Annotated in this window: 1 protein-coding gene; it reads left to right on the top strand. The window is 39.3% G+C overall.

The features are described from left to right. Positions 1–89: 89 nt before the first annotated feature. Positions 90–677 (top strand): methyltransferase domain-containing protein, encoded by a 588-nt coding sequence (locus PGZ10_RS16535; protein ID WP_117823737.1) that lies wholly within the window; start codon positions 90–92, stop codon positions 675–677. Positions 678–1,066: the final 389 nt, after the last annotated feature.

Below are 1,066 nucleotides of genomic sequence, written 5' to 3'. Positions count from 1 at the left end.
GCGAACGTATGTTACTGCAAAACTGTGGACAACTTGTAGTAAATCTGATATGCTAAAACATACAAAGGTAATATGAAAGTGAGATTTTTATGAAAGAAATACATGATATTGTCAGAAATGACTATGGCAAAATAGCCTTAGAGGAAACAAACGCAACAATTTTATCTGGAAACTCTTCTTCGGAAACCATGTCATCCAGTGTTGGTTATACCCCTGATGATCTGGCACTTGCTCCAGTTGAATCAAATCTTGGACTTGGATGTGGTAATCCGCACCGTAAAGCAGATATCCAGCCCGGTGAAATCGTCCTGGATCTCGGGAGCGGCGCTGGCCTTGATTGTTTCATCGCCGGAAAAGTCGTCGGTCGCCGTGGTCGTGCCATTGGTGTTGATATGACTCCGGAAATGTTGTCCCGTGCACGTAAAATTGCGAAAGAAAATCGAATACGGAATGTAGAATTTCGCTTGGGAGAAATCGAAAACCTCCCCATTGCCGACAACACTGCTGATGTCTGTATTTCTAATTGTGTCATCAATATGTCTGACAACAAACCAAGAGTTTATCGCGAAATTCTTCGCGCACTGAAGCCTGGTGGTCGCATTTCCATCTGCGACATCGTAATCATGAAAGAACTGACACCGGAAATGCAAAATGATGAAGCAATGCATTCTTGTTGAGTGTCTGGTGCTTCTTCGGTTGAAGATTTAGAAAAAATAATAAAAGCTGCCGGCTTTATAGATATTAATATTGTCACAAAACCAGTCTCTCGGGAATACGAAGAAAAATGGGGCCGCTCGCTCTCTATTGGTGAGTATATTATGTCCTCTGCAATTAACGCAAAGAAACCATTATAATATTCCTTTTCATGCAAAAATGATTCACAAAGATTTCCTTTAATTATAGGAAATAATACAAACTTGTCTACCTACCACGAACAATTTTTCGGAATTTTTCTCCATTTATGTACAATTGCTTTGTGAAAAATCTAACTTTTCCAAATTCTCTTGCAAAATAGGTCTCAATATCCTATCATATAACCTGACTTTTGCAGCTAAATGGATATAAA

Origin of the sequence: Coprococcus sp. AF102-57, assembly GCF_027686195.1 — a bacterium.
Lineage (GTDB): Bacteria > Bacillota > Clostridia > Lachnospirales > Lachnospiraceae > Allocoprococcus > Allocoprococcus comes.
This window is presented reverse-complemented; position numbering and strand designations above follow the sequence as displayed.

Excerpts from the sequence above, each read along its gene's own strand:
- PGZ10_RS16535 (WP_117823737.1), top strand. The coding sequence starts at position 90 with ATGAAAGAAATACATGATATTGTCAGAAATGACTATGGCAAAATAGCC.